Origin of the sequence: Roseibium aggregatum (assembly GCF_014692675.1) — a bacterium.
In the GTDB taxonomy this organism is placed as follows: Bacteria; Pseudomonadota; Alphaproteobacteria; order Rhizobiales; family Stappiaceae; genus Roseibium; species Roseibium aggregatum_C.
Genome location: NZ_JABFCZ010000033.1, coordinates 27946 through 51179 on the forward strand (window position 1 = coordinate 27946; position 23234 = coordinate 51179).

Below are 23234 nucleotides of genomic sequence, written 5' to 3' on the forward strand. Positions count from 1 at the left end.
TGCCGCCCCCCGGGCCCGCAATGACGCCCCCCTCAGATTAGTCGAGCTCTTCTTCCGCGAGGACAGGAACCGGCGGATTCTGGCCCTTGTTCCGGGAGATCAGCCAGTCCCGCCATGCCTTTGTGTTATAGGGTGTTTTCGGGCGCCATTTGGCGGGGTCCGGTTCTGTTTCCAGACCGGGCCCGGTGATGCACCAGCGCGGCGGCCTGTCTCCCAGAAAGTATTGCTTCATCTGCCGCGGACTGAGGCAGCGGGTGGCATTCGCCTTTTCGAGGTCGACAAGGTCCTGCCTGGTTTCGGCAAGTTGCCAGAACCTCGGCCGGTAGGCGTCCTTGCCGTAGGACCACCTGTCCCCGGTCCATGAGGTTTCAAGATAGGAGAGGAACTTTCCCTCCGAAACATCAAAATACTCCGGCGGCGGGTTGGCGTTGGGAATGGCGTCTTCGGAGACAAGCGACAGGATTTTGGTGAAATCCTCGCCATCGAACACGTCGATAAAATCCTCGCTGACGACGAGGAGCCGTTTCCCGTCGCCACTGAAGAACACGGTTCTTACCCGGTAGTCCGCGCCCGACAGGTCATCCGGACCGATCAGCGCAATCTGTTTTCCAGTATCGGCCTGCCACACGCGTAAGGACTTTCCCGATACGGTCGCAACCACATTCGACCCCGGCTTGAACGCCACGGACCTGACCGGATTTTCATGTCCCTTCAGGACGGCAATTTCCCGGTTGCCATCTCCTGTCTGGATCCGGACGTCCGTGTCCTGGTTCTTTGTCCAGCTTGCACGCACGCCTTCCTTGCGCAGTTCTCCCGCCGGGTCCGGATGGTCAATCGTTGTCTTCGAGACGTCTGATCGTGACGGCCACTCGCCGCCATCGAGAATGTGCTCCGCCCGCGTTCGAAAATACCCGGCCAGCCGTTCAAGGACATCCGGACTGAAAAACGCGGTCCCGTCCGGATTGAGGTAGTCTTTCAGAGGTTTCAGGTTTTTCGGCGCACCGACGGACCAGAGTGTCGGACCCTGCCGTTTTGCCGGATCCTGTCCTTTCTTGAAGGTGAGCATGCGCCCCAGGCCGGGACCCAGGACAAATTTTGTATATTGGGTGTCCGGTGTTTCCGGCTTGCGCAATCTGTCAACGAGGCCGCCCTGAAGGTCCCAGACCTTGATGGTGTCGTTCAAATCGTGGCCCACGACAAAACGTCCGTCGGACGTGAACTGAACCTCGCCCATCGTGGCATCGTTCTGGGCCAGGAATTCCCGATCGCCGATCAGTCCATTGTCCTTCGGCAGAAGGGCACCCGTAAGACCGTTCCACATCCGGATGCCTTTGTCCGCAGATGCAACCAGGATCTTTCCGTCCGGACTGAAAGCGACATCCGTGAAACACTCGTTTGCGCTCAGGACGGCCAGTTGTTTTCCGGTCCTCAGATCCCACAGGGATGTGGTGGAGGGCTTGCCGTCCTTGTCCAGTGACGTGCCCACATCGCCGATGACCACGCGAAATCCGTCCGGGCTGATCCGGGGGTAGAGACCGCCGATACCGCGATAAATGGGGAACTCCTTCCCCGTTTCCAGATCGTCCAAGATGATCATGCGGCGATCGAACTTGTTGGAAAAAACAAGCCGGTCGCCAGCCCCCACGAAGCGGACTTCATTTCGGTAGGCAACATCCTGGGACTTAATAGCCTGGGAGAGCCGGCCCGTCTCCGCATCCCAGGCACACAGGGATGCGCCTGCCGTGACGATCAGCTTTCCGCTCGGACTGAAGACGGCGATAATGTTCGACCATCTGTCCTTCACCTTGTCCTGACAGCCGGACAATTCAGATAGTTTCCGCCCGGACTTCGTATCCCAGACCATGCCGCGATGGCCCTGGAACGCGGTGACGATACGGCTTCCGTCCGGACTGAACGCCAACGACGTGACGGCCTCGCCCTGCGTGTCGAATGTCATGACTGTCCGGCCCGTCATCGCATTCCACAGATGGGCGCTGCCGTCCGATGTCCGCGCCAGAACAAGGGTGCCGTCCGGATTGAAGGATGCCTCGGCGATCTCCGGCTTGTCGCCGCCCTGTTCGCCGGGAAGTTCCAGGTTCGCCGCCTCCTGCGCCAGAAAGTGGTCCCGGAACAGCTGCTGCTCGGCTTCCGGAAGAAGGGGCCTCGCCGCATCAATGCGATCGGGCCCGGCGTGTTCGTCCGGCAATGCCGCAAGCGACAGGAGCGTGGCCGTCATCCGGTCGCCTTCGTCTGCGGCTTTCGTCGCCCAGTCGGTCAGGATTTCGCTTTGCGTACGCCACGCGTCGTCGCGGGTGTCGTTGGCCCGCTTTTCATTGACCGTGGCACGGTGTTCGTTTTCAAGCGCGATCCCGCGCTGCCAGTAGGCGGCACCGGCGAGCCCGATTGCAATTGCCAGCCCGACCAGCGACCCGAGAACCGTCATCCGCTGCCGCCGGGTCGCGGCCTCGCGGCTGCCGCTTACGAACGCGGCCTGAAGCCCGGTCACCTCGGGAGCTTCCGGCGGACGGCCGTCGCGCCAGGCTTCGGCGTCGGAAATATCGGCCCCGCGCAGCAGGAGGCGGGAAGGACGACCGGCGTTATCCCATCGCCGTGCCAGGACATTCAGCCGGGTATGTTCCCGGATCCAGTCGATATCGGTGTTGAGCGCCGCAATCAGCGTATCCACCGCGTCCTCGAACGGATCGCGCTCGGTGGCGAAAATGAAATTGAGCCGCGTGATCAGCGGCGGAATATTGTTCGGATCGACATCCTCGATGATGATCGGCGCAATCCGCTTGTTCAGCGAAGTCGCGTATTCGACCTCCCATGCACAGACTTCGGACATTGCCGACTGCGGGCTCAGGAGGAACACGATGGTGTCGGCCTCCTCGATGAGCTGCTCCAGCCGCTCCCTCCATTCCTCCGTCGGCAGAATATCGTCGGTGTCCTTCAGGACACTGATTTCCCGCTGCCGAAGCACATCCGCGATGATCTGCGCGCGCTCCCTGTCTCGTCTGGAATAGGAAAGAAAGATCTTCGGCTGATCGTCAGACGCTTTTTCGGTTTCGGCTGTCATTAAATGTCCGACGTTTCCCGTTAGGCTTCAAATGCACTTAAACATCCATAAAATCCGGCATATGGCAAATTTTCACAGTGCTTTAGATCACATTTTGCAGCTTCCATCCGCCGCCGAACCATGAAAAAAGCCGGATGAAACATCCGGCTTTTTTCGGTTCCTGGCAGAGGTCGATCAGAACGGAGCGAAGAGGCGGACACCGTCGCGGGCTCCCGCGCAGACCCGGCCGCCACAGTTGGCGAACGCCCGGTTGATCAGCTGATCCTGCCGGCCTTTCGCATTGCGCCAGCCTTTCTGCACGGCCCTGCCGGCCTTCGACTTGCCCAGCACCTTGTTGGTGCCCCGGGACACGGCCCGCAAGCCCTTGTTGACGCCCTTGCCGGCCTTGCTGGCGCCCTTGCCGGTGTTCTTCAGGATACCGCCGATCGGCTTCAGGATGCCGCGCTTGGCCTGGGCCCTGCGGCCGGCCTTTTCCAGCGCGTGGCCGAACTTGTTGAGGCCCTTGGCGACGAACTGAACCTTCTTCTTGGTCCCTGCTTCTGCGACCGACGGGTGGGCGATCGAGACGGCGCCGTAGGAGACGGTGGCGGCGACCATGACCATGGTGAAGACCTTGGCTGCTTTCTTGAAAACGGTGAGTGCAAACATTGGATATTCCCTTCATCTCTGGGCGGTGTGTCACCGCGGTTTCGATGAAAGGATGATGCTTGCCAGACGGCCCCCATCCCATGGGGTCGATCCCCCATATGAACGACGTCGCAGCTGAAAACCTGAAGTGTGCCTTAGCGCACGCGCCTTGCAGCCCGGAAGCGCAGCGCCTCGTAGATCGGCTCGTCCCGCAGCACCGACGGCACCAGCATTGCGCCAAAGCAGGCACAAAGCAGCGGCAGCAGCAGCGCCGAGCTGCCGGTCATTTCCACGACGAGGACGATCCCGGTCAGCGGCGCACGCACCACACCGGCGAAAAGGGCGGCCATGCCGACGAAGGCGAAGGACTGAAGCTGAAGCTCCATGCCGGGAAAGGTGAAGTTGCAGCCGACCCCGAAGGCAAGCCCGGCAAGCGCACCGAGCAGAAGCAGCGGTGCGAACAGCCCGCCCGGCGTGGCAGCCGCATAGGAGACCGCGCCAAGGACGAAACGGATCAGGAAGATCATGGGCAACAGCGTCAGCGGCAACTGGCCGTTCAGCGTTATCTGGGTAAGGTTGTCGCCGCCGCCGACGAGGTTCGGCGCGGACCAGGCAAGCCCACCGACTGCCGCTCCGATCACAGCGGCCCGCAGTTCCACCGGTCCGCCGATCCAGTCGGCAACGACCAGCGTCCCCAAGAGGCTGCGATTATAAAGGATCGCCAGCAGCCCCGCGAACAGTCCAAGCGCCAGGTACAGCGGCAACGCGCCAAGCCCGCCGGCGGCGAACGTGCCGACGGTAAAGTCCGGCGCGTCTCCGGAGATGTGGCGCGAAACGGCTATCGCACCCGCCGAGGCCCCTAGCGCGACCACCGCCATACGTGGCTCGAACCGGCCCACTAGCTCTTCCAGCACGAAGATCGATCCGGCCGCCGGCGCATTGAACGCGGTGGCCAGCCCCGCGCCCGCGCCGCCGGCAATCAGCGACCGCTGGTCCGCCTTGTCCCGCCGGAAGACACGCCCCACAAGATGGGCAAGGCTTGCGCCCATCTGAACGCTCGGCCCCTCACGGCCAAGCGCAAGGCCCGCGGTAATCGCAAGCCAGCCGCCGACAAACTTGATCGGGATCAGCCATACGGGCGCCGGCCGGAGTTCCCCGTCGAGCACGGCCTCCACGTGGGGGATGCCACTGCCCGAAGCCGCCGGTGCGATCCGCCGCACCAGGGTGGCCGCGAGCGCCGTGGCCATCGCCGCCACGACCATGGCCAGCACCAGTCCGCCGATTTCGTATCCCCGGGTCTGCTCCAGAGCATAGTTCCGCAGCTCCGCTCCGTAGTGGAGCGCGAGACGGAAGACCGCCCCGACTGCGCCGGCGCCGATGCCGGTCAAAATGGCGAGGAACGCGAGCGTGACGAGCGAACCCGGTTTCACCGGGATCTCGTCGGACGGCTGCTCTTTTTCCATCGTTCCCCCTGCCCTGCAGTAAGATGTTTATAGGCAATCGTTCCCGGCAAACAAAGGCGGCGCGAAAGGGCAGCAACTGTTCAACAGGATGTCCCGCCGGCCTGAATTCTTGCGAATCCCGCGCGATAACATCGGCAAAGACAGAATGTGGATAGACATTTTCAAAGACGTAAATCAAATAATCGGCTGCCTGACTTTTTATCGGGATCGGCAATGGACAACCTTCCACGCCCCGGGACTCCGCAGGAGGATCTCGCGGATCGTAAATCACCGGCTTTACCGCCGCGGCAGGGGCTGCTGACGGCCGACCTCGTGGCGCTGGCACAAGGCGGGGTCAGCGTCATCCTGGCGAGTTGCGGCGCAGAGGGAAAACCGATCGCCGGCATCGGCGTCGGCGCGCGGGTCGACGAGGCCGGTACCATCCGGGTTTTCCTGACCCGGCAGGCGAACCTTCCTCTCCTGAAGGCCCTGGAAGACGGCCGTGCGATCGCCGTCACGTTCAGCAGGGCGCGGGATCACGTTTCCTTTCAGGTGAAGGCGAACGGCGCTTCGATCCTGCAGGCCTGTCCGGACGATACGCCCGAAATTGCCCGGCAAAGCGCGGTGTTTCGCGACGAGCTGATCGGGATCAACCTGCCGAAACACGTGGCCGAAGGCTTTACGACCTACGATCCGGGCGATCTGCTGGCAATCGAGTTCACACCCGAAGCGGCCTTTGTTCAGACACCCGGTCCGGGCGCCGGGAGCCCGCTTTCCCCATGAGCGGCATCCGCATCGAAAATCTGCGGCGATCGCTGGAAGGGGTCGTCGCGTCGGTCCTGGCAACGTGTGACGGCGACGGCATGCCGAACGTTTCCATGATTTCGCAGGTCCATTACGTGGATGCCGATCACGTGGCGCTGTCCTACCAGTTCTTCAACAAGACACGGCGCAACCTGCTCCTCACCAAGGCGGCCTCTGTCCTGATTTCCGACCCGGCGACCATGGCATCGCATCGTCTGGAACTGGAGTTCGTGGAAACCCGGACAAGCGGGCCGCTGTTTGAATCGATGAAGGCCAAGCTGGCCGGCATCGCGTCCCATCACGGCATGGAGGGCGTGTTCCGTCTGCTCGGCGCCGACATCTTCCGGATCCGGTCGATAGCGGAAGTCCCCTTTCTCGCATTGCAGCCCCCGCCGCTTGAGCCGCCTTTGCTGCCGGCCGTTCGCAAGTCCATATGCGAACTGGACACCTGCACCGACCTGGACGAGTTGCTCGATCTGTCCCTGGAATGCCTTGAACGGCATTTCGGCGTCAGCCATTCGATGATCCTGATGGTCGATGCGAAAGAGCGCCGGCTCTACACCGTCGCCTCCCGCGGATATGCAAAGTCCGGCGTCGGTTTCGAAGCGGCTTTCGGGGAAGGCGTGATTGGCGTCGCCGCCTTGGAAAACACACCGATCCGCATCGGCCACATGACGTCGGACTACCGCTATGGCGCGGCTCTGGCCGACACCGCCCAGCGCGCCGGACTGTTGAGCGCGCGCCCGGCCGAGATCGCCTTTCCCGGCCTTGCGTCTCCCGGCAGCCAGATTGCCCTGCCGATCGCCATAGGCAAGACCGTTTCCGGCATCCTGTTCGCCGAGGCCGAAGAGGTGATGCGGTTCGGTTACGACGACGAGGACGCGCTGGCGGTGCTCGCCGGATATCTCGGCGCCATGATCGAGTTGCTGCGGGAGGACGAAGACGACGCTTCCGAGGATGCGCAGCCGGCCGACACACAATCGGGCACGTCTATCGCCGCGCAATTGCATCAGGCCGACCAGAGCGTCTTCCTGGATCACAACTATCTCATCAAGGGCGTCGCCGGTGCCATTTTGTGGAAGCTCTTGCGGGAATACGTTTCCACCGGGCGGACCGATTTCTCCAACCGCGAACTCCGCCTGGATCCGGGCCTGCGGCTGCCGGTTCATTCGGAAAACCTCGAGGCGAGACTGATCCTGCTGCGCAAGCGGCTCGAGGAACGGCAGGCCGGCATCAGAATTGAAAAAATTGCCCGCGGCAGATTCCGGCTCGTTGTCGAAAGCCCTGTGACCCTTGAGGAATTCGCCGGCTCCGGCGGCGCGGGCATCCCTGTAGCAAATATTTAGCATTTCGATCAGGAAAACTTAGCAAGCAATTTGCCCGGGCCCGCTGTATCTCCGGCGGCCGAGAACCGCGCCTCCGTCTTTTCAATCGGCAACCGATCAACGGACGCGACACCTCTCTCATCATACCCAACTGCCGTTCATCGCGGCACGCCCCGCTTCGGCGGGAATGGCCGCGTTCTGGAGACTTCAGGAAATGCTCAAACCAACCCTTTTTGCCCTCACAAGCATTGCTGCCCTGGCCACAGCGGATATGGCTGTCGCAAAAGAAAACGAAGCGGAAATCAGCCGCGGTGCCTATCTTGCCACCGTCATGGATTGCGGCGGTTGCCATGTGCCGCGCGGCGCTGACGGCGCTCCGATCGAAGGCGCCGGCCTGTCGGGCGGATCCATCGGGTTCGAGATCCCGGGCCTGGGCATTTTCTGGCCGGCCAATCTGACGCCGGACGACACCGGTCTGAAGGGCTGGACCAAAAAACAGATCGTCGACGCCGTCCGGACCGGCGTCCGCCCGGATGGCCGCATGCTGTCGCCGGCCATGCCCTGGCCGGCCTATGCCGCCCTTACGGACGAAGATGCCGAAACGCTGGCCACCTTCCTGCAGGCGATGCCCGCAGCACGAACCACGGCCTTCCCCCCGGCGAAAGATGGCGAAGATGCACAAGGCCCGTTCTTTCGCGTGACCCTGCCTCAATAGGCGAATGAAGCAGACCTGCCGGCCGAAAATATTTCGCCGGCAGGCCGGACATTCTTCCGACCTTCAGACAACCCGTTCTGGCAACACGTTCAGACAATCAAGGCTATTTTCGATGCTTAGACCTTTCGCGCTGTGCGCGCTCTTCATGACCTTTGCCGCCGGTTCTCATGCCGAGACACCGCAAACGCTCTGGAACTCAATCCCTCCGCTGCCCAATTCCGCCGAAACGGCGAAATGTGGGGAAAGCGACAGCATTTCCGTCAAGATTGAAAACGCCGCGGCCCGGGCCCTCACGGATGCTCAACTGGCGCTCGCCAAGGTAACGCCGGCAGCCGTCACCGACGAACAGGGCAAGGCGATCGAACAACTGATGGACTACTCGCTGCAGGAATGCGCTTTCAATGCCGAAACGGAAGTCTGGCAGATCGTGCAGTCCGCAAGGGAACAGGTGTCGGCTGCCATGACCGACCTGGAGGCACGCCGGATCGGCGCGCTGGATGCGTGCGGCAGCGAAATGAGCCCCGGATACCCGGCCTGCTATTCGCGTACGCGGATCGAGTATCAGGCGATGGCGCGCGATACGGCCAATCACTACCTCGATCTGATCGGCGGCGCCTATGCCGACTGGCGCGAGCGGATCAACGCCTGTCTCGGACGGCGGGAAGCGGCGCTCGCCCGCTTCGACAAGGCCGGCGTCATCGGCCCCTTTGCCGCGCAGGGTCTGAACGTTCGGACCCAGACCTGGATGCTGGTCGGCCTGCATGCGCAGACCTCTCGGGAACTGTGCAACATCGTCGATGAGGCGGCCCACGCGATGGACATCGATTGAAGCGCCTTTGAACCCGTCGCCGGAGTACGGATGTCCTGCGGCACATGAGGCTTGGGGAAATGGGTTTCCCGGAGGTCTTGGCTCCGGCCGGAACCTAAGGCCAGGACTCATCGTCAATCTTGCCCTCCCCGGCGGGCCGCGCTACCAATCTGGCCTGGGAGGTTTCCATGTCGGAAAGCGCGCTTATTGTTGTTGATGTTCAAAACGATTTCTGCCCCGGCGGCGCATTGGCGGTCGCAGGCGGCGATGAAGTCGTGCCGGGCATCAACGCCCTTATGGAAGATTTCGACACCGTGGTCCTGACCCAGGACTGGCATCCGGCGGGGCATGGTTCCTTCGCGAGCACCCATGGGGCAGACCCCTTCACGTTCATCGAAATGCCTTACGGACCCCAGGTGCTCTGGCCCGATCACTGCGTTCAGGGCAGTGTCGGCGCCGCCTTTCACGAAGGCCTGCGCACCGAAGGCGACCTGATCATTCGCAAGGGCTGCAATCCCGCCATCGACAGTTATTCGGCGTTTTTCGAAAACGACCGGACCACGCCCACCGGACTGGACGGTTACCTGCGCACCCGCGGGGTCGGCAACCTGACCATCGCCGGCCTTGCAACCGATTTCTGCGTGAACTACTCCGCCGTCGATGCTGCGAAGCTCGGCTTCAACGTAACCGTGCGCACCGATTTGTGCCGTGCCATCGACATGGACGGTTCGCTCGCAGCTGCACTTGCCGGCATGAAGGCCGCAGGCGTCACCCTCGTCTGACGGGTCGCGGATCCGCCGTCACCTGACTTAAGCCGTTACTGGAAAGAGACCAAACACATGGTCGATATCGCAACCCGTGTCTATAACCACAAATGGAAGATCGATCCGATCGTCCGTTCCCTCATCGACACGGATTTCTACAAGCTGCTGATGTGCCAGTCTGTGTTCCGCAACAAGCCGGACACGACCGTCACCTTCTCGCTGATCAACCGCGCAAAGGACATCCGCCTGGCGGAGATGATCGATGAGGGGGAGCTGCGCGAACAGCTCGACCATGTCCGCTCCCTGTCTCTCAAACGCGGCGAAAGCACGTGGATGCGCGGCAACATGTTCTACGGCAAGCGCCAGATGTTCCGCTCCGACTTCATGGAATGGTTCGAGAACCTGCATCTGCCGCCCTATACGCTCGAAAAACACGACGGCCAGTACGAGCTTACTTTCGAGGGCAAATGGCACGAGGTCATGCTGTGGGAAATCCCGGCGTTGGCGATCCTCATGGAACTGCGCTCGCGCGCCGTGCTCAATTCCATGAAGAAGTTCGAGCTGCAGATCCTCTATGCCCGGGCCATGACCAAGCTCTGGGAAAAGATCGAGCGCCTGCAGCCGTTGGAGGGGCTCCGGATCGCCGACTTCGGCACCCGCCGCCGCCACTCCTATCTCTGGCAGGACTGGTGCGTCCAGGCGATGACGGAAGGCCTGGGCGCCAAGTTCACCGGCACCTCCAACTGTCACATCGCCATGCAGCGCGATCTGGAGGCCGTCGGCACCAACGCCCATGAACTGTCGATGATCTATTCCGCCCTGGCGGAGACGGATGAGGAGCTGGCCGAGGCGCCGTATGACGTCCTGCGCGACTGGCACGAGGAACACGACGGCAACCTGCGCATCATCCTGCCCGATACCTACGGCTCCAAGGGTTTTCTCGACCGCGCGCCCGACTGGCTCGCAAGCTGGACCGGCATCCGCATCGATTCAGGCGATCCGGCCGTTGGCGCGGAAACCGCCATCGACTGGTGGAAATCCAGAGGCGAAGACCCGACGAAAAAGCTCGTCATCTTCTCCGATGGACTGGACACGGACAAGATCATCGAACTGCACCAGCAGTTCGCCGGCCGCGTGCGCACCTCCTTCGGCTGGGGCACGCTTCTGACCAACGACTTCCGCGGCCTCACCGCCGGCGATGCCCTTGCCCCCTTCTCCCTGGTCTGCAAGGCGATCTCCGCCAACGGCCACCCCACCGTGAAACTCAGCGACAACCCGAACAAGGCCATGGGGCCGGCCGACGAGATCGCCCGCTACAAACGGGTGTTCGGGGTCGGCGAGCAGGAAGCGTTGGAGGTTGTGGTCTAGGGCAAGGATCAAAGACACTCCGGCGTTCAAAAATGCCGGTCTGCCTTTGTCTCGACAGCGACATCCAGGAAGCTGCAGATCAGTTTCAGTTCCCGTTTATCCGCCGGGATGGCGATGCAATCGCTGTATTCTTCCGGCATTTCGTCGATGGGAATGGCAGCCAGTTCCTCGGAAGGATAGAGGCTGTTTTTCAGCAGCAGACCGATGCCGAGACCATGCAGGATCGCCTCCTTGACCATCGGAAATGTGGTGGTGCGGATGATACGCGGGAACTCCAGTCCGTGTTCGCGGATCTTGCGCTTGGCGACCTTCTCGGTCAGGGAGCCGTCTTCCGGAAGAATAAGGGTTTCCTGCTGCAAGTCGCTCAAGGATATCCTTTTGCGCGCGCCCAATGGATGGTCCTTTCGCACATGAGCCATATAGACCGTCCGGCGCAGTTCGTGGGTAAAGAGCGCATCACTTCTCTCCGGCTCCGTAATGATGGCGACATCGACCTGCCGCTCTGACAGGAGCGTCATGGCGCTGGTCCAGTCAAAAAGCGTGAAATCGATCTGAACCTTCGGGAACAGTTCTCCGTAGCGCGCGATGATCGGCATGGCGGGACGCGGCGCATTCGCGATCAAGCGAATGTGGCCGTCGGTCAAAGAGCTGTAGTCATTGACCTTTTCCGTGACCAGTTGATCGAGTGTCGCGAGCCGGTCGGTGATCCGGAAGAGTTCGGCTCCTGCCCGCGTCAACTCCACCCCGTCACGGCGGCGGACGAACAGCTGGGTTCCCATTTTCCGTTCCAGCTTGGCCACATGCTGCGTGACCGAGGATTGCGTCACGTCCAGCCGCGACGCGGCGCGCGAGAAGCTTTTCTCGCGGGCGACATAGGTGAAGGCGGTGATCTGATAGGGGCTCGGGCGGTCGTTCATGACAGTTCCATGTTGGATTCCGCCGCAGACTCTAGCCGTCATTAGCAACGCTAATATTACGTCACAGACATTTCAATCAGCCTGCCTAGGGTGCCTCCAGCGACCAGAAAAGGCGGTGCCATGTCTGCAATTCATTTGGATTCGATCCGGAAGTCGTTCGGCGAGACGCCGGTTCTGAAAAACATCGACCTGTCGATCAGGGCCGGTGAATTTCTGACGCTTGTCGGACCTTCCGGCTGCGGAAAATCGACATTGCTCCGGATTCTGGCCGGCCTCGAGGCGCCCAGCGCCGGATCGGTGTCGATCGGCGACAGGGTGGTCAACGGCGTACGCCCGGCCAACCGGAACCTGGCCATGGTGTTCCAGTCCTACGCGCTTTACCCGCACCTGAGCATCGAGGACAACATGATGACGCCGCTGCGGCTGCGGGATCTGTCCACCGCCGGGCGCCTGCCGTGGATCGGCCCGCTGCTTGCCCGGGAGAAATACCGGGAGATGCGCCGGCAGGTGGAGGAGACCGCCCGGGTCCTGCGCATAGAACCCCTGCTTCAGCGCAAACCCGGCCAGCTTTCCGGCGGTCAGCGGCAGCGTGCCGCGCTCGGCCGGGCGATGGTGCGCAAGCCCGTCGCCTTTCTCATGGACGAGCCGCTGTCCAACCTGGATGCGGCACTGCGCATCCACATGCGCTCCGAACTCGCCGAGCTTCACCGGTCGCTGAAAACCACCTTCGTCTATGTCACCCACGATCAGGCGGAAGCCCTGACCATGTCCGACCGGATGGCGGTGATGATGGACGGGGATATCCTCCAGCTCGGCGCGCCGGACGAGATCTACAACAATCCGCAGGACATACGGGTGGCGGAATTCGTCGGTGCACCGAAGATCAATCTCCTGCCGGGTGTCATCGACAGTGCCGGACAGGCGCGCTGCGGCGACGTCGTCCTGTCCCGGGTCGGCGTGGGCGCTGCCTCCGAGAAGGTGACCATCGGTCTGCGCCCCGAACATCTGGAGCTTGCCGGCGGCGATGAGAAAGGCAGCCTGACGGGACGGCTTGTGCACCGGGAAAATCTCGGCGCCGATCTTTATCTCCACCTGTCAGTGCAGGACGGCGCACACCGGATGGTGGTCCGCACCGCGCCCCATGAAATCGGCCGTGTTTCCATTGGCGACGATGTCCGCTTCGTTCGCAAGCGCGGCGAGGCGATGGTGTTCGGAGCGGACGGCAAAAGGATCCGCCTGTCCGAAACGCCGGCGGCCGCCGTGCCGGAGGTGGCATGATGGCCCGAACCCAGGCCCACTGGTGGTTCGTCGGCCCGGCCCTGTTTCTGATGGTCGTCATCCTGCTCATGCCGATCGGCATCGCGGGGCTGCTCAGCTTCACCGAATACAGTCTCGGCAATCCCGATGCCCACTGGGTCGGGCTGGACAACTACAGCAAGATCCTGACCCGCTCGACCTATGAGAAAATGTTCGGCGCCACCTTCCGCTATGTGTTCGTCGTCGTGCCCCTGTCGGTCGGCCTCGGGCTCGGCGCCGCACTGCTGATCCATTCCACCAGGCGGTTTTCCGACCTTTACAAGACGATCTACTTTCTGCCCGTGATGGCGGCCCTGATCGCCATGGCGATCGTCTGGGAGTTCGCGCTGCATCCGACCATCGGCATCGTCAACCGCACGCTGGAACAGGGCTGCGGAACGTTTCTGGAGACCTGGGGCTGGTACGCCGAAGGCTGTGCGAACGGCTTTCCCACATGGCTGACCGACCGTCATTACGCCATCTGGACGGTAGCCTTCATCGGCGTCTGGCAGGGCTTCGGCTTCAACATGGTCCTCTACCTCGCCGGACTCACCTCGGTGCCGAGAGAGCTCTATCACGCCGCCGAGATGGACGGCGCCAGATCCGCCTGGGACCGCTTCCGGCTGGTGACATGGCCGATGCTCGGACCGACGACTGTGTTCGTGGTGACCATCTCCTTCATCCGCTCGTTCCAGGTGTTCGACACGGTGGAGGCCTTCTATCCCCAGGGAGGCGGGCCGTCGAAATCCGTCTACGTGATGATGTTCGCCATTTACGAAAAGGCCATCCAGCAGAACCTGATGGGCATCGGCGCGGCGATCACCGTCGTCTTTCTCGCCTTCGTGATGCTGCTGACCGTCATCCAGAGATGGCTGGTCGAAAGAAGGGTGCACTACGCATGACCGACATGACCCTGTCCTCCTCCGCACCTTCGTCCACCGCGCGCGCGGACGGCTACCGGTTCTCCGTTGGCGAGACCCTCAAGCATGCGGTGCTGATCCTGGGCGCGCTCGTCGTGCTGCTGCCGTTCTACGTGATGGTCAGCTACAGCCTGAAGAGCCCCGCGGAGATCATGCAGAACACCGGCGGCTTCTTCGGCGCCCAGGAAGCCTTTCGCGACGAGTATTGCGTGAAGCTCGGCAAGGACGTGGCCGACTGCATGGTCACGCCCGTGATCTACAACTACACCACCGCGTTCCAGAAGGCCCCGCTGCTGCGCTACCTGCTCAACGGCGTGATCGTCACCGCATCGATCTTCTTCATCCAGGTGCTGGTCGCCCTGCCCTGCGCCTACGCCCTGGCCAAGCTGCGGTTCTGGGGACGGGAGGCGGTCTTCGGTCTCGTTCTCTTCTGCCTACTGATCCCGGTCCATGCGATCGCCCTGCCGCTCTACATCATGCTGGCCAAGCTCGGACTGACGAACACCTACGCGGCCCTGGTCATTCCCTGGTCCATATCCGTCTTCGGCATCTTTCTCATGCGCCAGTTCTTCATGACGGTTCCCGACGACCTGATCGATGCGGCCCGCATGGACGGAATGAGCGAGTTCTCGATCATCTGGAACGTGATGCTGCCGACGGCGGTCCCGGCGCTGCTGGCCTTCGCGATCTTTTCCGTGGTGGCGCACTGGAACGACTATTTCTGGCCGCGGATCGTCATCACCGGCGACCGTTCGCTGTTCACGCCGCCACTGGGCCTGCGCGAATTCAAGGGCGACGCGGACGGCGACAACTTCGGGCCGATGATGGCAACGGCAACCATCATCGTGGCGCCGCTGATCGTGGCCTTCCTGATCGCGCAGCGGCGCTTCATCGAAGGCATCACCCTGAGCGGCATGAAGTAGAGGCAAAAAGGGCCGCCGGAACGGCGGCCCCATTACCGAAATCCCGAAAGGGGATCAACAGGGAACGGGCGCGTTTGGCGACCTGACCGCTCCCACGGCAACACGACGGAGACTTCCATGAAAAAGTGCCTGACTGCAATAGCGTTTCTTCTGGCGGCCGGAACGGCCCAGGCGGAAGACACGGTCACGATCGAATTCGCATATCCCTACAGCCATCTGTTCGACGTGACTTACGAAAAGATCCTGCCGCTGTTCCACGAAAAGTACCCGAATATCGAAGTGAAGATGCGCGCGGCCTACGAATCCTACGAAGACGCGTCCAACACCATCCTGCGCGAGGCCGTTGCCGGCGAACTGCCGGACGTGACCATGCAGGGCCTGAACCGTCAGGCGATCCTGGTCGACAAGGGTATCGCCAAGTCCCTGGAACCGTTCATCGTGCGCGAGGAAGACTTCGCCAGGGACGGCTACCACGAAGCCATGCTGAAGCTCGGCACGTTTGACGGCCAGGTTTACGGTCTGCCGTTTTCCGTGTCCCTGCCGGTGGGCTACTACAACATGGACCTGATGGCCAAGGCCGGTATCACCTCGACGGACCAGATGCCCAGGACCTGGGACGAGGTGGTCGAGACCTGCGGCAAGCTTAAGGACGCCGGTGTGAAGAACCCGGTCTTCTGGGGCTGGAATATCACCGGCAACTGGTTCCTGCAGTCCCTCATGTGGACCCAGGACAAGCCGACCATGATCGGCAACGACATTCAGATCGACACCCCGGAAGGCCTGACCGCCCTGAAGACCATGCACAAGATCTTCCGCGGCTGCGACATGAAGAACATCGAATGGAAGGCCGCTCTTGCCTCCTTCTCCGCCGGCGAGATCGCCATGATGTACTGGTCGACCTCCGCGCTCGGCGCCGTCGAACGCGCCAAGGGCGATTTCGTGATGAAGACCAACGAGTTCCCGGGGATCGATGCGTCCGGACCGAAGGGCCTGCCAGCCGGCGGCAACGCGGCCATGCTGGTCTCCACCTCGAAGGATCCGAAAGTCCTCGACGCCGCCTGGAAGTGGCTGAAGTTCATCACCTCCGGACAGGGGGCCGCCGAGGTTGCACGCACCACCGGCTACATGCCGCCGAACAAGGCCGCCAACGAGGTGATCCTCGCCGACTTCTACAAGAACAACCCCAACAAGGAGACCGCCGTCCGCCAGTTGCCGCTTCTGCGCGACTGGCAGGCCTATCCGGGCGACAACGGCCTGGCGATCACGCAGGTCATCTATGACGGCATGGAAGGCATCGTGACCGGCGAATATGACGACATGAAAGAGTTGCAGGAACAGCTTGCCGAGGAAACCCAGGATCTGCTGCCCTCCGGCAACTGATTTGCGGATCCGCGCCGCCCGGACACCTCCGGGCGGCGCTTTTTTCTCAACGACACAGATAAGGGGGAAAGCGTGAAGCTCCTGCAACTCACCGACATCCATCTGACCGCGCCCGGACAGACCATCGCGGGCCGCGAACCGAACGAAAATCTGAAAAAAGCGCTCGATCATGCCATCACCCATCATCCGGATGCGGCCGCGCTGATCATCACCGGCGATCTGTCCGACTGGGGCGACGCGGACGACTACAAGCGCCTGAAGGACGTGCTTTCACGGGTGCCGATGCCGGTTCACCTGTGCATCGGCAATCACGACGAGCGGGATGTGTTCCTGTCGGTCTTCCCCGAGCTTGCGGATGAAAACGGTTATGTCCAATCCGCCTTCGACCTCCCTGTCGGCACCGGGCTGACGCTCGACACCTGGGGCCCTGAAAGCCACGCCGGCTTCTACTGCGAAACCCGGTTGGCTTGGCTCGACCGCCAGCTGATGGCATGCGACGGCAAGGTCTGGCTGTTCATGCATCACAACCCGGTCCCGATCGGGATTGCCCCCATGGACCGGATCATGCTGCTGGACGCCGAGGCTTTCGGCGACATCATCGCCAGACACGCGGGCAAGATCGCCCATATCTTCCACGGCCATTGCCACCTGCCGCTTTCGGGCTCCCTGCACGGCGTCCCCTTCAGTGCGCCGCGCGGAACCAACCATGCCGGCTGGCCGGATTTCGGCGCCGTTGCCAACCTGAGCAGTTCCGATCTGCCGGAATCCTATGCGGTCATTCTGGCGGACGAAAAAAGCACCATGGTTCACATGGTCGAGTTCGGCTACGCGGGTCAGATCCGCCGTGAAGGATCGCCGGACTATGCCGACTGGGACCGGTTGACCATGATCCGGTAGGTAGGACGAAATCCCGACGGAAGCCGCGATCGACCGGTAAAAATCCAGGGGCCAAGACGCGACCAAGTGGCTGGGATGGATGCCGGTATGCCGAAGGTCGGTTCGACGGAAACCTTCAGCGCTTTTCGCTCGGCAAATGCCCGAAGCGTTCCCTGTAGTAGTAGGAAAAGCGGCCGAGATGGGAAAACCCGCACAGGAAGGCCGCCTCGCTCACGCTGGGCGGATTGCTGCGCGCCGCCAGCATGTAATGGGCCGTGTCCAGCCGCGCGTTGCGCAGGGCCTGCATCGGGCTCTGGCCATAAATGCGCTGGAAGCCCTTTTGAAGCGTCCGGACATTCATGCGCGCCGCCTGGGCAATGTCGGCGAGCGTGATCGGTTCCCCCAGATTGGCGTGCATATATTCAAGCGCGATCCGGATTTCGCGTGGGTTGGCCCGACGGTCCGAGCGCTCGATGATGTGCGAGATGTTGCTCGGCTGCAGGGTCAGCAGCGCATGAGCGAGGTCTTCTTCCGCCCGCAGATCCCGCGCCACCAGCGGTCCCCGGAACAGGTCACCGTTTTCGACCGCCTGGGCGCAGCCCATCACGAGACGTTTCAGCTGCCGTCCCGGCCCGTTGGTCAGATCGACCTTCATTTCAAACCTGATCGGCCCCGGCAGCGGCGCCCCGGTGATCGAACGGGCAACCGTTTCCAACTGGGTCCGGTCGACCTGGAGCAACAGCTTGCTGCAGTCCCGCCCCCAATGCAGGAGCGCGCCGCGATCCGGGTTCAGGATGGTTCCCATGTTCGTGGTCGCGGTCATTTCCTCGCCGCGATGGCGGATATTCGCACTTCCCGACAGAGGCACCTGAAACAGGTAGAACGAGCCCAGCCGCCCCGGATCCACCGTCACGTCGGCGCCGTAATGCAGGTAATTGACGGAAACGGAGCGCCCGCTCACCGCATTGTGGCGGACGAAAAGGCTGGACCGGCGCCCGGTCACCTCCAGCTTGTGGTCACACAGCTTGCGGGCAACGATGTGCCGTGCCTCATCCATGTCGCGCGTACGAACCACCGGGTACTGCGCAAAATATTCAGTCGTCGGCAAAGCCTCTGGTGCGGCCATTTATTCCCTTACGCAACACATAGGGGTTTTCACGGATCAATTTAGCGCACGAGTTCCGATGTGCTTCAAGGTTAAAATTTACGTCGGAATGAGGAGTTCGTTTTTTGGATAACGGGTTGCGGAGAAACCATTGCAAGGTAAGGGGAGTTTTGTTCCCGATCCGCTATGACAGGAGCCCGGATGATGGAAAAAGGCGTGTTGAAGGCCGAAGGCGGCATGGACGGCCTCGCATGGAACGTCGTGGGACACACCTATGTCCCCAAGCTGCTGACCGACGACGCCTTCGTCTGGCACGCGACCATTCCCGATGGCACCTTCGTGCCGCCGCATATCCACCCGACCCAGGACGAGTGGGTCTACATGCTGGACGGCGAACTGGAGATCGAGTTTCCCGACGAGCACGGCAAGGCCGGGCCCGGCGACACGATCAGAATGCCGCGCGGCATCGCCCACGGCATCTTCAACCGCTCCGGCAAGACGGCGGTCTGCATCTTCGGCGTGTCGCCGGCGCGCAAGCTCTACGAGTTGTTCACCGAGCTGGACGGGGTGACCGATCCGGCAGAACTGGTGCGCCTGTCCGCGTTGCGCGAAGTGAACTTCCTGCCGCCACCCGATGCGGCTTGAACCGGGAAAGGCCCTTCGAACCCTGCGCGGAGCCTTAAACCGCCTTCTGCGCCCTTCAAAAGGTCACGTGACCGACAGCCTCCAACAGTATCGAGTATCCAACAGGACGGTCCAAATGAAACTGCCACCGCTGCGCGACTGGGACGACGCCTTCGCGAACATGAAACACGTTGAGAACTCCGCCGAGCTCCCCGGTTTCTGGGCCGAGCGGGCCGCGGCCTACAGGGCGGAGCTGCAGGCGGGCGGACACCGGCTCGACCTGGATATTTCCTACGGCAGCCACCCGAGGGAAAAGTTCGACATCGTCTGGCCGGAGGACACGCCGAAGGGACTTGCCGTCTTCATTCACGGCGGCTTCTGGATGCGGCTGGAAAAGGGGCACTGGACGGATTTCGCCGAAGGCGCCCGGGCTGAAGGGTGGGCAGTGTGCCTGCCCAGTTACACCCTGACGCCGGACGCGCGAATCCACGAGATCACCGCCCAGATCGGCCGTGCCATCGCGACCGCCGCCCGGCTGGTGGACGGTCCAATCCGCCTGTCCGGACATTCCGCGGGCGGACATCTGGCAACGCGCATGCTCTGTTCCGACAGCCCGCTGCCCGACAGCGTTCGCGAACGCATCACCCATGTCCTCTCGATCAGCGGCCTGCATGACCTGCGCCCGCTGATGAACACCGAGATGAACCAGACGCTCAAGCTGGACCTCGACGAGGCCCGCGCGGAAAGCGCGGTTCTGGCGCAACCTGCGGCCGCCACGCCGCTGACCTGCTGGGTCGGAGGCGGCGAACGGCCCGAATTCATCCGCCAGAACCGTCTTCTGGCAGACATGTGGGCGGGGCTCGACGTACCGGTCCGCTGCGAAGTCGAAGGCGACCACAACCATTTCACCATCATCGAAGGCCTGAAGGATCCGGCATCGCCGATTACCGCCGCCTTTGTCGGCCCGTTCCAGCCAGAGGCCGGCACCGTCGCGCCGGTCCGGGCGCAGGCAACCCAAGCTTCAGGCATCACACAGAGTAAGGGGACAAAAATGACCGCCATGGCTCCCGGGATCGTCAAGTCCCGCGAAGGTCTCGACGAGATTTGCTGGAACATTCTGGGCCAGACCTATGTGCCCAAGCAGATGACCGAGGAGTGCTTCACCTGGCACGCCACCCTGCCGCCGGGAACCTTCGTGCCGCCGCATATTCACCCCGATCAGGACGAGTTTCTCTATATCCTGGAAGGCCGCTTCGATTTCCTGCTCGACGGAAAGCCGACCGTCGGCGAGCCGGGCGATCTGGTGAAGCTGCCGCGCGGCATTCCCCACGGCATCTTCAACAAGTCCGACAGTACCATCAAGACGCTGTTCTGGGTCACCCCGACCGCGCAGCTCTACGATCTGTTCTGGGCGCTTCACAACATGGGTCCCGACGCGGATCCGGCGGAGATCGTCGCCGTCTCCGCCGCCCATGCCATCGACTTCCTGCCGCCGGAAGAAGAGGCCGCGCAATGACGATCCTGATCGCAGGCGCAGGCATCGGCGGGCTGACCGCTGCCCTGATGCTGCACAAGCGCGGCATCAAGGCGCGGGTCGTGGAACAGGCATCAGAAGTGCGCGAGGTCGGGGTCGGCATCAACACCCTGCCCCATTCCATCGCCGAACTTGCCGAACTGGGGCTTCTGCCGAAGCTGGACGAGGTGGGACTGCGCACCCGCGAGCTGCGGTACCTCACACGCATCGGCCAGGAAGTCTGGCGGGAGCCGCGCGGCATGCACGCCGGCCACGACCACCCGCAGTTTTCCATCCATCGCGGCCGGCTGCAAAAGCTGCTCTACGATGCCGTGGTCGAGCGCATGGGGCCGGACGCCGTTCTGACCGGCCAGCGCCTGTCCGGCTTCGTTCAGGACGAGGCCGGGGTGACGGGTCATTTCACCAACACGATCGACGGCCTCAGCTCGACAACCATGCGCGCCGAAGTGCTGGTCTGCGCCGACGGCATTCACAGCGTCGGCCGGCGCCGGTTCTATCCGAACGAGGGCGGACCGAGCTGGACCGGTGTCGTCATGTGGCGCGGTGCTGCGGAATGGCCGGTCTGGGAAGACGGCGAGACCATGGCCATCGCAGGTGGCCTAGGCGCGAAGCTGGTGCTTTACCCGATCGCGCCCGCCAAGGACGGCCGGCAGCTGATGAACTGGGTTGTGAACGTCCGCGTGGCCGATGCCTCGGTTTCGCCGCCGCCGCCTGAAAGCTGGTCGAAACAGGCGCCGCTGTCCAAGGTGCTGCCCTATGCCAAACGGTTCCACGTGCCGGGCATGGACATCGAGGCACTGGTGCGCGCCAGCAGCGCGATCTACGAATATCCGATGGCCGACCGGGATCCCCTGCCGCGCTGGACCCATGGGCGGGTCACGTTGTTGGGGGACGCGGCGCATCCGATGTATCCGGTGGGCTCCAACGGCGCGGCCCAGGCCATTCTGGATGCGCGCTGCCTTGCCGACGAACTGGCAGCAGCGGAACATCCGCGCGAAGCGCTCTACCGCTACGAGCAGGACCGGCTGCCCAAGACCGCCGAGGTCGTGCGCACCAATCGGATCGGCGGACCCGAGCGCGTGATCGACGAGGTCGAGAAACTCAGTCCGCGCCGTTTCGAGAACGTCGACGATGTGCTTGGATACGAGGACCGCAAGGCGATCGTCAAAGGCTACGCAAAGATGGCCGGCTTCGCCACGAAGGAAGACGCCTGACCGAAAAGGACGGGCGTCGGCCCGGGACCCGGGAAAGACAAAAACTTCAAAAACCGGTCCCGAATAAATTTGAAACTGCAATTCAACCAGCCCCGGAGGGGGGTACAAGAGGACGAATAATCATGAAAGCAACGTCGAAAACCACTTTTGCGAGCCTGGCAGCGGTGCTGGCAATGAATACCGCACTTTGTACGGCGGCTATGGCGGAGGACGTCAAGATCGGGATGGTTGTCACCCTGTCCGGCCCGCCGGCAGCCCTCGGCCAGCAGATCGTCGACGGTTTCAATCTCGCGCTGGAACAGAACGGCGGCAAGTTGGGCGGCCAGTCCGTCAACCTGATCGTGGAAGACGATGAACTCAAGCCCGACGTGGCGCTGCTCAAGGCCAAGTCACTGGTCGAGCGCGACAAGGTCGACATCGTGGTCGGGACCGTGTTTTCGAACATGCTGCAGGCGATCTTCAAGCCGGTGATCCAGTCCGACACCTTCCTGATCAGCCCCAATGCGGGCCCGTCGACCTTCGCCGGAAAGAACTGCAATCCCTATTTCTTCGTCACCTCCTACCAGAACAACCAGAACGCCGAAGTCAGCGGCATGATCGCCAACGAGGAAGGCTTCAAGAAGGTCGTCATGATGGTGCCGAACTACCAGGCCGGTCGCGACAATGTTGCCGGCTACAAGCAGACCTTCAAGGGCGAGATTGCGGACGAGATCTACACGCCGCTCGGCACTCAGGATTTCTCGTCCGAGCTTGCGAAGATCTCCACGGAAGGCGCGGATGCGCTCTTCGCCTTCATGCCCGGCGGCATGGGCGTGCGCCTCGTCAAGCAGTTCGAGGCAACCGGCCTCAACAAGAGCATGAAGTTCACGTCCGTCTTCACCACCGACGAAACCACCCTGCCGGGTCAGAAGGACGCCGCCGTCGGCTTCCTGTCCGCCGGCAACTGGGCGCCGGACATGAAGAACGATGCCAACCAGGCCTTCGTCTCGGCCTTCGAGAAGAAATACGGCTACGTTCCGGGCGGTTACGCCGCCCAGGCGTTCGACACGGCCAATCTGATCGCCAGCGCGCTGGAAAAGACCGGCGGTGACGTCAGCGACAAGGACGCCATGCGCAAGGCCCTGGAAGCCGCGGACTTCACCTCCGTGCGCGGCTCCTTCTCCTTCTCCAACAACCACTATCCGGTTCAGGACTTCCATCTGCTTGAGGTCGCCAAGCGGGACGACGGCAAGTTCTGGACGACAGCCAAGCGGACCATCGTCAAGGACTACGCCGACAGCTTCCACGACGAGTGCAAGATGTAACAACCAGACCGCGCCCGCCCGTCACGGTGCGGGCGCGTTCAGGCATGCATGGAATCCAATCGTGCGACAGTCATTGCAGGATTTTTGCCCGACCTGAGAGATAGGTGACAAAACGTTCCGGACACATAGGTAACACTTTTCGTTTTTGCGGGAGGTGTCGATGCCGTGGAAAGAGGTGTCCGTTATGGAGGAACGTCTTCGCTTCGTCGCCC

20 protein-coding genes and 1 pseudogene are annotated in these 23234 nt (G+C 62.3%); 16 read left to right on the plus strand and 5 right to left on the minus strand.

Going from position 1 to position 23234, the window contains the following annotated elements:
• Window positions 1-37 precede the first annotated feature (37 nt).
• The 3 genes from HK439_RS23615 to clcA all read right to left on the minus strand — a co-directional run bounded on the left by HK439_RS23615 (window position 38) and on the right by clcA (window position 5166).
• Window positions 38-3076, minus strand: coding sequence for a TIR domain-containing protein (locus HK439_RS23615; protein ID WP_190293953.1), 3039 nt, complete (start codon window positions 3074-3076; stop codon window positions 38-40).
• A gap of 174 nt (window positions 3077-3250) precedes the next feature.
• Window positions 3251-3724, minus strand: coding sequence for a hypothetical protein (locus tag HK439_RS23620; RefSeq protein WP_190293954.1), 474 nt, complete (start codon window positions 3722-3724; stop codon window positions 3251-3253).
• A gap of 134 nt (window positions 3725-3858) precedes the next feature.
• Entirely contained in the window at window positions 3859-5166 is a 1308-nt protein-coding gene (clcA, locus tag HK439_RS23625) for a H(+)/Cl(-) exchange transporter ClcA (RefSeq protein ID WP_190293955.1), read from the minus strand.
• Between the two features lie 213 nt (window positions 5167-5379).
• On the opposite strand from clcA, the gene HK439_RS23630 reads away from it, so the two are divergent.
• The 6 genes from HK439_RS23630 to pncB all read left to right on the plus strand — a co-directional run bounded on the left by HK439_RS23630 (window position 5380) and on the right by pncB (window position 10929).
• Window positions 5380-5928, plus strand: coding sequence for a hypothetical protein (locus HK439_RS23630; protein WP_190293956.1), 549 nt, complete (start codon window positions 5380-5382; stop codon window positions 5926-5928).
• Complete coding sequence (locus HK439_RS23635) at window positions 5925-7295, plus strand: GAF domain-containing protein (RefSeq protein WP_190293957.1); 1371 nt, start codon at window positions 5925-5927, stop codon at window positions 7293-7295. The genes HK439_RS23630 and HK439_RS23635 overlap by 4 nt, the downstream gene beginning before the upstream one ends.
• Window positions 7296-7488: 193 nt before the next feature.
• Window positions 7489-7989 carry a c-type cytochrome gene (locus tag HK439_RS23640; RefSeq protein WP_190293958.1) on the plus strand — a complete coding sequence of 167 codons (501 nt, stop codon included), beginning with the start codon at window positions 7489-7491 and terminating at the stop codon, window positions 7987-7989.
• 112 nt (window positions 7990-8101) lie between these two features.
• Window positions 8102-8818, plus strand: coding sequence for a hypothetical protein (locus HK439_RS23645; RefSeq protein WP_190293959.1), 717 nt, complete (start codon window positions 8102-8104; stop codon window positions 8816-8818).
• A 167-nt stretch (window positions 8819-8985) separates the two neighbouring features.
• Window positions 8986-9579, plus strand: coding sequence for a bifunctional nicotinamidase/pyrazinamidase (pncA, locus tag HK439_RS23650; protein ID WP_190293960.1), 594 nt, complete (start codon window positions 8986-8988; stop codon window positions 9577-9579).
• A gap of 57 nt (window positions 9580-9636) precedes the next feature.
• Window positions 9637-10929: a nicotinate phosphoribosyltransferase gene (gene pncB, locus HK439_RS23655; protein ID WP_190293961.1), complete on the plus strand. Its 1293-nt coding sequence runs from the start codon at window positions 9637-9639 to the stop codon at window positions 10927-10929.
• A 26-nt stretch (window positions 10930-10955) separates the two neighbouring features.
• On the opposite strand, the gene HK439_RS23660 is transcribed toward pncB, so the two are convergent.
• The gene (locus HK439_RS23660) at window positions 10956-11846 is read right to left on the minus strand and encodes a LysR family transcriptional regulator (RefSeq protein WP_190293962.1); all 891 of its coding nucleotides are present in this window, start codon (window positions 11844-11846) and stop codon (window positions 10956-10958) included.
• Window positions 11847-11966: 120 nt separating this feature from the next.
• Here HK439_RS23660 and HK439_RS23665 point away from each other — a divergent pair, with 120 nt between their 5' ends.
• The 5 genes from HK439_RS23665 to HK439_RS23685 all read left to right on the plus strand — a co-directional run bounded on the left by HK439_RS23665 (window position 11967) and on the right by HK439_RS23685 (window position 17262).
• Window positions 11967-13124: an ABC transporter ATP-binding protein gene (locus HK439_RS23665; protein WP_190293963.1), complete on the plus strand. Its 1158-nt coding sequence runs from the start codon at window positions 11967-11969 to the stop codon at window positions 13122-13124.
• Window positions 13124-14044 carry a carbohydrate ABC transporter permease gene (locus HK439_RS23670; protein WP_190293964.1) on the plus strand — a complete coding sequence of 307 codons (921 nt, stop codon included), beginning with the start codon at window positions 13124-13126 and terminating at the stop codon, window positions 14042-14044. The genes HK439_RS23665 and HK439_RS23670 overlap by 1 nt, the downstream gene beginning before the upstream one ends.
• The gene (locus HK439_RS23675; protein WP_235988081.1) at window positions 14041-14985 is read left to right on the plus strand and encodes a carbohydrate ABC transporter permease; all 945 of its coding nucleotides are present in this window, start codon (window positions 14041-14043) and stop codon (window positions 14983-14985) included. The genes HK439_RS23670 and HK439_RS23675 overlap by 4 nt, the downstream gene beginning before the upstream one ends.
• Before the next feature lie 117 nt (window positions 14986-15102).
• Entirely contained in the window at window positions 15103-16365 is a 1263-nt protein-coding gene (locus HK439_RS23680; protein WP_190293965.1) for an ABC transporter substrate-binding protein, read from the plus strand.
• A gap of 72 nt (window positions 16366-16437) precedes the next feature.
• Complete coding sequence (locus HK439_RS23685; protein ID WP_190293966.1) at window positions 16438-17262, plus strand: phosphodiesterase; 825 nt, start codon at window positions 16438-16440, stop codon at window positions 17260-17262.
• A 115-nt stretch (window positions 17263-17377) separates the two neighbouring features.
• Here HK439_RS23685 and HK439_RS23690 read toward each other — a convergent pair whose 3' ends face one another.
• A complete protein-coding gene (locus HK439_RS23690; RefSeq protein ID WP_209012030.1) occupies window positions 17378-18316 on the minus strand; it encodes an AraC family transcriptional regulator in 939 nt (312 codons plus the stop codon).
• A 234-nt stretch (window positions 18317-18550) separates the two neighbouring features.
• Here HK439_RS23690 and HK439_RS23695 point away from each other — a divergent pair, with 234 nt between their 5' ends.
• The 5 genes and pseudogenes from HK439_RS23695 (at window position 18551) to HK439_RS23715 (ending at window position 23022) form a co-directional block, all read left to right on the plus strand.
• Window positions 18551-18991 (plus strand): cupin domain-containing protein, encoded by a 441-nt coding sequence (locus HK439_RS23695; RefSeq protein ID WP_190293968.1) that lies wholly within the window; start codon window positions 18551-18553, stop codon window positions 18989-18991.
• A 130-nt stretch (window positions 18992-19121) separates the two neighbouring features.
• Window positions 19122-19934: pseudogene (locus HK439_RS23700) on the plus strand (alpha/beta hydrolase); the annotation flags it as partial.
• A gap of 87 nt (window positions 19935-20021) precedes the next feature.
• Complete coding sequence (locus HK439_RS23705; RefSeq protein WP_209012036.1) at window positions 20022-20486, plus strand: cupin domain-containing protein; 465 nt, start codon at window positions 20022-20024, stop codon at window positions 20484-20486.
• Complete coding sequence (locus HK439_RS23710; protein ID WP_190293969.1) at window positions 20483-21718, plus strand: flavin-dependent oxidoreductase; 1236 nt, start codon at window positions 20483-20485, stop codon at window positions 21716-21718. The genes HK439_RS23705 and HK439_RS23710 overlap by 4 nt, the downstream gene beginning before the upstream one ends.
• 122 nt (window positions 21719-21840) lie before the next feature.
• Window positions 21841-23022: an ABC transporter substrate-binding protein gene (locus tag HK439_RS23715; protein ID WP_190293970.1), complete on the plus strand. Its 1182-nt coding sequence runs from the start codon at window positions 21841-21843 to the stop codon at window positions 23020-23022.
• Window positions 23023-23234: the final 212 nt, after the last annotated feature.